Below are 8081 nucleotides of genomic sequence, written 5' to 3'. Positions count from 1 at the left end.
GCCGGGCATCATCGGCAACAAAGAGACCAGCGCCTGACCAAGGTCAGGCTCGCCGGCCCGGACTGTGCAGAAGACGTCTCAGCGCCCGGTCCGCGGAAGCGGCCGGCACCGATGGGTGGTCGTATAGGCCCCGATTCTCGGGCCGTCAACACGGTTTCTCCGGCTCAGCTTCCAAAACTCCCCTCCCCTCGCCATCGAGCGATCGCCTCGGTCAGGGTGAGTGGGCCCGGCGCCGGCCGGATCGCGGAAGGCGTGGCCGAGAAGCGGGGCGCCGGGGCGGGCTGGACCGTGCCGCCGATGTCAACGAAGGTCCGCCGCGCCGCGAGATGCGGGTGGTCGCCGGCCTCGCCGAGGGTGAGGACCGGCGCAACGCAGGCATCCGTGCCTTCGAGGAGCCCGCACCACTCGTCCCGGCTCTTCTCCAGAAACAGCGCCTCGAGCTTGCGCCGCAGCACCGGCCAGACCGCCGGGTCGTCGCGGCGATCGAAATCCGGGTCGGCGTCGAGGCCGGTGAGACGGCGGAAGAGGGCGTAGAATTGCGGTTCGAGCGGGCCGATGGCGACGTGGCGACCGTCGCGGCAGGCATAGGTGCGGTACCAGGGCGCGCCGCCGTCGAGGAGGTTCGCTTCGCGCCGGTCGCTCCAGCGGCCCTGCGACGACAACTCCGAGAACATCGCCATCAGGGAGGCGGCGCCGTCGCAGATCGCCGCATCGACGACCTGGCCGCGCCCGGTGCGGCCGGCCGAGAGCAGGCCGGCGAGGAGGCCCGCCACGAGGTAGAGCGAACCGCCGCCGTAATCGCCGACGAGGTTGAGCGGCGGCACCGGCCGCTCGGCCGGGCCGATCGCCGCGAGCGCGCCGGTGACCGCCATGTAGGTGATGTCGTGCCCGGCGGTTGTCGCCAGCGGGCCGTCCTGGCCCCAGCCGGTCATGCGGCCGTAGACGAGGCGCGGATTGCGGGCGAGCACCACGTCGGGCCCGAGGCCGAGCCGCTCCATGACGCCGGGACGGAAGCCTTCGACGAGGGCGTCGGCCCGCTCCAGCAGGGCGTGGGTGCCGGCGACGTCGCCCGGATCCTTCAGGTCGACCGTCACGCTCGGGCGCCCGCGCGCCACCACGTTCTTCGAGTAGGGATCGGCGCCGCCGGGCCGGTCGAGCCGCACCACGTCCGCGCCCATGTCGGCGAGCAGCATGGCGGCGAAGGGCCCGGGACCGATGCCCGCGAACTCGACGATGCGCAGGCCGGCGAGGGGCCCGCCCTGCCCGGCCGTGTGCGACGGGTCCATGTCGCCCTCCCCGATTCGACGGATTTTCTGCCACGCGGCCAGCGCCTTGACGATGACCGGCCTGCCCCATAGCGATGGATCGCAGACGGCCCCTCGCCTAGCAGACCGATCCGCCCCTCGTCACGGGCGGATGGCGGCGGGTCCGCGACCAAAAACGTGCGGGAGGACGGCGGATGAACGTCAACGGCGTAGGGGCCATCGTCACGGGCGGCGGATCGGGCCTCGGCGCGGCGACCGGCCGGGCGCTCGCCGCGGCGGGGGCGCGGGTCGCGCTCCTCGACCTCAACGAGGAGGCCGCTTCGTCCGTTGCTCGAGACATCGGGGGGATCGCCCTGTCCTGCGACGTCGCCGATGCGGGCAGCGCCGAGGCCGCGGTCGCCCGGGCGGCGGACGCGCACGGGCCTGCCCGCATCCTGGTCAACTGCGCCGGCGTCGCCACCGCCGGCCGGATCGTCGGGCGCAACGGCCCGCTCGACCTCGCGGCCTACGCCCGCGTGATCCAGGTCAACCTGATCGGCTCCTTCAACCTGATGCGCCTCGTGGCGGCGGGCGCCCTGGCGCTCGATCCGCTGGAGGGGGGCGAGCGCGGGGTCATCATCTCCACCGCCTCGATCGCCGCCTACGAGGGCCAGGTGGGCCAGGCGGCCTATGCGTCGTCGAAGGCCGGCATCGTCGGCCTGACCCTGCCGGCGGCGCGGGAATTCGCTCCCGCCGGGATCCGGGTCTGCGCCATCGCGCCCGGCATCTTCGAGACGCCGATGCTGCGCGGCCTGCCCCAGGAGGTGCAGGATTCCCTCGGCGCCGCCGTGCCGTTTCCCTCGCGCCTCGGCAGGCCGGAGGAATACGCGAAGCTCGCCCTCGCCATCATCGACAACCCGATGCTCAACGGCGAAGTCATCCGCCTCGACGGCGCCCTGCGCATGCAGCCCAAATGACGCGCGGCAAGTAACGCGCGGCAAGTAACGCGCGGCAAGTGAAGCACGGCCAGTAAGGAGCGCCCGGATGCTGAGCGACGACCAGATCCTGATCCGCGACACCGCCCGCAGCTTCGCGCAGGAGCGCCTGAAGCCGTTCTCGGCCGCCTGGGACCGGGAGGCGCGCTTTCCCCGCGAGGTGATCGCCGAGATGGGGGCGCTCGGCTTCATGGGCATGCTGGTGCCCGAGGAGCACGGGGGCGCGGCCGCCGACCACGTCGCCTACGCGCTCGCCATCGAGGAGGTGGCGGCCGGCGACGGCGCCGTCTCGACGGTGATGAGCGTGCACAACTCCGTCGGCTGCATGCCGATCCTGAAATTCGGCAGCTCCGAGCAGAAGCAGCGCTTCCTGGGCCCTCTCGCCCGCGGCGAGCAGCTCGCGGCCTTCTGCCTGACCGAGCCGGGCGCCGGCTCGGACGCCGCCGCCCTCAAGACCCGGGCCCGGCGCTCCGGCAATGCCTGGGTTCTGTCGGGGACGAAGCAGTTCATCACCTCGGGGGCGAATGCGGACCTCGCCATCGTGTTCGCGGTGACCGATCCGGCGGCCGGCAAGCGCGGCATCTCGGCCTTCATCGTGCCGACCAGGACCCCGGGCTACCGGGTGGCGCGCATCGAGCACAAGCTCGGCCAGCGCGCCTCGGACACCGCCCAGATCGTGTTCGAGGACATGGAGCTCACCCCCGACCTGATGCTCGGCCAGGAGGGCGAGGGATTAAGGATCGCGCTGTCGAACCTCGAGGGCGGTCGCATCGGTATCGCCGCCCAGGCGGTCGGCATGGCCCGGGCCGCGTTCGAGGCGGCTCTCGCCTACGCGCAGGAGCGCGAGACCTTCGGGCAGAAGCTGACAGGGCACCAGGCCGTCGCCTTCCGGCTCGCCGACATGGCGACGCGGATCGAGGCCGCCCGGCTCCTGGTGCTGAACGCCGCGCGCCTGCGCGACGCCGGCCAGCCCTGCCTGAAGGAGGCGGCGATGGCCAAGCTCTTCGCCTCCGAGATGGCGGAGGACGTGTGCTCCGACGCGATCCAGATCCACGGCGGCTACGGCTATCTCGGCGACTATCCGGTCGAGCAGATCTATCGCGACGTGCGGGTGTGCCAGATCTACGAGGGCACCAGCGACGTCCAGCGCATCGTGATCAGCCGGGCGCTGACCGCCTGACCGGCGAGGGCGCCGTCGTCGGCCGGCCATGGAGCACGCGAGCACCGGGCCGGGCCAACGCAGATCGACGGCGCCTGCGCGACGTAGAGAGAGGCAAATCCCGACCGGCCGATGCCAGTTCAGCATCACTCTGCGCAGGATGCGACGCGTCCCCGGGGTCCTGCGACATGACATAGATCGCCATGCCTATGCCGTTCGTCCGGCGTGCTCCTCCGTATCGGCGCCCTTTAACGATTTCGTAACGTCTCTGACATTCTGTCGAGGCTCGTCAGGCGTTGCAGCGCCGAGCCGCCGGCAGGGAGCGTCGCGGTGCATCTTCGTCCCGACCGGGAGGCCGAACGGCTCTCCGACCTGCGCGCCCTCGGCATCCTCGATACCCCGCCGGAGGCGCATTTCGACGCGGTCTGCCACCTCGCCCGGACGCTGTTCCGGGTGCCCTACGCCTGGATCTCCCTGGTCGATGCCGACCGGCTGTGGTGCAAGGCGTCGGCAGGAATCCAGTTCGGTCCGACCGGGCGGGACGCAGCCTTCTGCAACCACGCCATCCTGAGCGACGCAGCCCTGCTCGTCGAGGACGCGACCGCCGATCCACGCTTTCGCGAGATCGCGCTCGTGACGGGGCCGCGGGGCGTACGGTTCTATGCCGGAATCCCGCTGATGCTGCGGCCGGGCCTGCCGCTCGGCACGCTCTGCCTCGGCGACACCGTCCCGCGCCGGCTCTCGTCCGACGAGACCGCGCGGCTCGCCGACCTCACAGCCGTGGTCGTCGCGCAGCTCCGGCATTACGAGGCCCGCGTCGCCAGCGAGACCGAGGCCCTGCGCCGGCGGGCGAGCGAGGACGCCCTGTCGGAGGTCAACCGCAACCTGATGCTGGCCGAGCAGATGGCCCAGATCGGCCATTGGCGCGTCGACCTCGCGTCGGGCGTCGTGACCTGGTCGGACGAGGTCTGCCGCATGCACGGGCGCGCGCCGGGCGATCCGGCCGCCTGCGTCGAGGAGGCCCTGTCCTATTACCACCCGGAGGACCGCGTGCGGGTCGCGGCCCTCGTCACCGAGGCGCGGGAGCGCAGGACGGATTTCCGCTTCAAGGCCCGGATCGTCCGGCGCGACGGCGAGGAGCGGACCATCGTCTCGCGCGGCATCTGCCAGCAGGACGAGGCCGGCACGGCTCTGGCGCTGTTCGGCAGCATCCAGGACGTGACCGAGATGGCGCGGGCCGAGGCCGAGCTGCAGGCGGGCGCCGCGCGGTTGCGCGCCAGCACGGCGCTCCTCGACGCCACCCTGGAGCACATGGACCAGGGCCTGATCATGGTCGACGAGGCCGGGATCGTGCGGGTCTGCAACGAGCGCGCCATCGCGCTCCTCGATCTCCCACGGGACCTGATGCGCGCGCAGCCGAGCTTCGACGCGGTGCGGCGCCACCAGATCGCGCACGACGATTTCGCGCGCTGCGACGCGGCCTTGCGCGAGCAGGTCGCCCACGGGCCGCTCACGGCCCACCCCCACACCTACGAGCGCGAGCGGCCGAACGGCACGGTGCTGGAGATCCGCACGGTGGCACTCCCCACCGGCGGGGCGGTGCGCACCTATACCGACATCACCGCCCGCAAGGCGGCGGAGGCGCGGGTGGCCCACATGGCCCGGCACGACGCCCTGACCGGGCTGCCGAACCGCGCGCTCTTTCGCGACAGCCTGGACCAGCGTCTCGCCTCGTTACGCCGCCATGGCGGCACCTGCGGCCTGCTCTGCCTCGACCTCGATGCCTTCAAGGCGGTCAACGACACCCTCGGACACCTCGCGGGCGACGCGCTGCTGCGCGAGGTGGCGGGGCGGATCCGCGCCGCCCTGCGGCGGGAGGACCTGGCCGCCCGCCTCGGCGGCGACGAGTTCGCGATCCTGCTCGGCGGCGAGGCCGATCCGGGCAAGGCCGCCGCGACGGCGGAGCGCCTGGTTGCCGCCCTGCGCCAGCCGGTCGATCTCGGCGGGCAGGAGGCGCAGATCGGGGTCAGCATCGGCATCGCCTTCGCGCCCGAGCACGGCCTCGACAGCGACATCCTGCTCAAGCGGGCCGATCTCGCGCTCTACCGGGCGAAATCGGAAGGGCGCAATACCTTCCGGCTCTTCGCCGCCGCCATGGACCGGGCGGCGGAGGAGCGGCGGCGCCTCGAGCTCGACCTGCGCCTGGCGCTCCAGCGCGGCGAGTTCGCGCTGCACTACCAGCCGGCCTTCGACCTCGCCTGCGGCCGGGTGACGGCGATCGAGGCGCTGCTGCGCTGGGATCACCCGGCCCGCGGCCCGCTGAGGCCCGATGCGTTCCTGCCGCTGGCCGAGGAGACCGGGCTGATCGTGCCGATCGGCGAGTGGGTCCTGCGCACGGCCTTGCGCGACGCGCGCGGCCTTCCGCCGGGAGTTCGGGTGGTGGTGAACGTGGCGGGCGCACAGCTGCGCCAGCCCGGCCTGGTCTCTGTCATCCGGGCCGCCCTGGCGGCGGCCGGGCAGGCACCGGGGCGCCTCGAACTCGATATCGCCGAGGGTGCCATCGCGGAGGGCGGCGACAGGCTGGCGGATCTCGCGGAACTCGGAATCGGGCTGGCCTTCGACGATTTCGGCGCCGGCGCCTCTTCCCTCGGCACCCTGCGGCGCCTGCCCTTCGGGCGGATCAAGCTCGACCGCTCGCTCGCGGCATCCAGCCCCGAGACCGCCGGCCTCGTCCGCGCCGTCGTGGCCCTCGGGCAGGCCCTCGGCCTGCCGGTGACGGCCAAGGGCGTCGAGACCGAGGCGCAGCTCGCGGGCCTGCGGGAGGCGGGCTGCACCGGGGCGCAGGGCTTCCTGCTCGGCCGTCTGGTGCCCGTCTGCGACCTGCTGCCGGTGCTCGGGCGCGCCGTCACACCCCCCGGAACACGGCGTAGCCGAAGCGCGTGAACTTCAGCGGCAGGTGCAGGTGCTCCGCCGCGTCGACGATCGTGAAGCGGAACGGCACCTGATCGAGGAAGTGGGGGCCGGGCATCCCTCGCGCGGTGAAGTAGTCGCCGAGGTGGAAGACCGCCTCGTAGGGGCCGGGCCCGATTCCGACGCCGCGCACGACCGGATGGTCGAAGCCGCCGCTCGGCCCGATCACCCCCTCGGCCACGGAGCGCGGCCCCGACGGGTCGAGCGCCGCGATCGTCACCCGCAGGCCCAGGGCCGGGCAGCCCTCCGCCACGTCGACGGCGTGGACCGAGATGCCGCCGGCGCTCATCGGGCCGACTCCGCGGGCAGGACAGGCCAGCGGTCGGCGAAGGGACGGCGCGCCTCGACGCGCTCGGCGATGTCGAGCAGCAGGTCGTCGCGGCCGAACCCGGCGACGAGGTGGAGGCCGATCGGCATCCCGTCCGGAGCCGGGTCGACCGGCAGGCTCAATCCCGGCAGGGCGGCGGCATTCACCCAGCCCGAATAGACCGCGTGCCCGCGCGGGCCGACCGGCTGCCCGTCGATCACCTCCGGATAGACCGCGTCCGCCGCCCAGGGCATCGCGGCGGCCGAGGGCGTGACGATGAGGTCGAGATCCGCGAAGGCGGCGCTCGCGGCGTTGCGCAGGGCCTGGACGCGCTCGACGATCTCGTAGAGGAGCGGCGCCGGGGCGCGGGCGCCCTCCGCCGCCATCGCCCGGTACGGCGCGCTCGCCCGCGCGGCGAGGTCCGGATCGGCCGCGAACAGCCGGGCGATCCCGATCTTGCCGATCTCCGGCCACAGGGCGTTGAGCCCGGCGACGTCGAAGGGCAGCGGCCCCTCCTCGACCGCGACGCCGAGCGCCTCGAGGTCGGCGAGCGCCCGCCGGCACGCGGCGGCGATGACCGGATCGAGGGGGGCGTCGCCGATGCGCTCGACGTAGCGGGCGCGAAGGCGGCGCTCCGGTCGCGGCGCCGGGACGAAGGTCGACCACAGCACCCGGGGATCGGCCCCCTCCATGAGCCGCAGGACCGCGCGGGCATCGGCGACGGTGCGGGTGAGCGCGCCCGCCACCTCGAAGTCGAGGAGCGGCGAGGGCAGGCCGCCGAGGCGCGGCACCCGGCCGAGGCTGCTCTTGAGGCCGACGAGGCCGGTATGGCCGGCGGGCCGGCGCAGCGAGCCGCCGCCATCGGTGCCGAGGGCGATCGGGGCGTAGCCCGCCGCCGTCGCGGCCGCACCCCCGCCGGTCGATCCCCCGGGGGTCGAGCCTAAGTTCCACGGGTTGCGGGTGACGCCGAAACGGGCAGAGGCGGTGTAACCCTGCACGGCGAATTCGGGCATCGTGGTCTTGGCCAGCGTCACGAGGCCGGCGCGGCGCATCCGGGCGACCGGCAGCTCGTCATGGTCGGACGGCCCCGCCTCCCCCGGCTCGGCATAGGTCGAGGGCAGGCCCGCGGTGACCAAAAACTCCTTCACGGTCATCGGCACGCCGTCGAGGGGGGAGAGCGGGGTGCCGGCACGCCAGCGGGCGGCGCTCGCCTCGGCCTCCGCCCGGGCGCCCGGGTTCTCCCGGGCGATCGCGTTGAGGTGCGGCTCCCACGTCCCGGCCCGCGCCTGCGCCGCTTCGAGCGCGTCGACCGGCGTGGCGCGTGCAGCGGCGAAGAGCCGGCCGAGTTCGACGGCGGAGAGGCGCCACAACTCCGTGCTCATAGACGGCCTCCGGCGATCAAGTCG

Annotated in this window: 6 protein-coding genes; 3 read left to right on the top strand and 3 right to left on the bottom strand. The window is 73.4% G+C overall.

The genetic code is table 11. From position 1 onward, the window contains the following. Positions 1-164 precede the first annotated feature (164 nt). Positions 165-1286, bottom strand: coding sequence for a CaiB/BaiF CoA transferase family protein (locus tag EU555_RS33920; RefSeq protein ID WP_135419741.1), 1122 nt, complete (start codon positions 1284-1286; stop codon positions 165-167). A 173-nt stretch (positions 1287-1459) separates the two neighbouring features. Between EU555_RS33920 and EU555_RS33915 the strand changes: the two genes are divergently transcribed. The 3 genes from EU555_RS33915 (at position 1460) to EU555_RS33905 (ending at position 6341) form a co-directional block, all read left to right on the top strand. After that, on the top strand, positions 1460-2221 hold the full coding sequence (locus EU555_RS33915) for an SDR family NAD(P)-dependent oxidoreductase (protein WP_135419740.1): 762 nt from the start codon (positions 1460-1462) through the stop codon (positions 2219-2221). A gap of 67 nt (positions 2222-2288) precedes the next feature. Then, positions 2289-3419 carry an acyl-CoA dehydrogenase family protein gene (locus tag EU555_RS33910; RefSeq protein WP_135419739.1) on the top strand — a complete coding sequence of 377 codons (1131 nt, stop codon included), beginning with the start codon at positions 2289-2291 and terminating at the stop codon, positions 3417-3419. Positions 3420-3728: 309 nt separating this feature from the next. After that, positions 3729-6341 (top strand): sensor domain-containing phosphodiesterase, encoded by a 2613-nt coding sequence (locus EU555_RS33905; protein ID WP_135419738.1) that lies wholly within the window; start codon positions 3729-3731, stop codon positions 6339-6341. Here the strand turns inward: EU555_RS33905 and EU555_RS33900 are convergent. Further along, positions 6304-6657: a hydroxyisourate hydrolase gene (locus EU555_RS33900; protein ID WP_135419737.1), complete on the bottom strand. Its 354-nt coding sequence runs from the start codon at positions 6655-6657 to the stop codon at positions 6304-6306. The genes EU555_RS33905 and EU555_RS33900 overlap by 38 nt on opposite strands. Then, complete coding sequence (locus EU555_RS33895; protein WP_135419736.1) at positions 6654-8057, bottom strand: amidase; 1404 nt, start codon at positions 8055-8057, stop codon at positions 6654-6656. Before EU555_RS33895 ends, EU555_RS33900 begins: the two co-directional genes overlap by 4 nt. Between the last annotated feature and the right edge of the window lie 24 nt (positions 8058-8081).

The sequence above is a fragment of the Methylobacterium nonmethylotrophicum genome (assembly GCF_004745635.1).
Classification (GTDB): Bacteria; Pseudomonadota; Alphaproteobacteria; order Rhizobiales; family Beijerinckiaceae; genus Methylobacterium; species Methylobacterium nonmethylotrophicum.
This window is presented reverse-complemented; position numbering and strand designations above follow the sequence as displayed.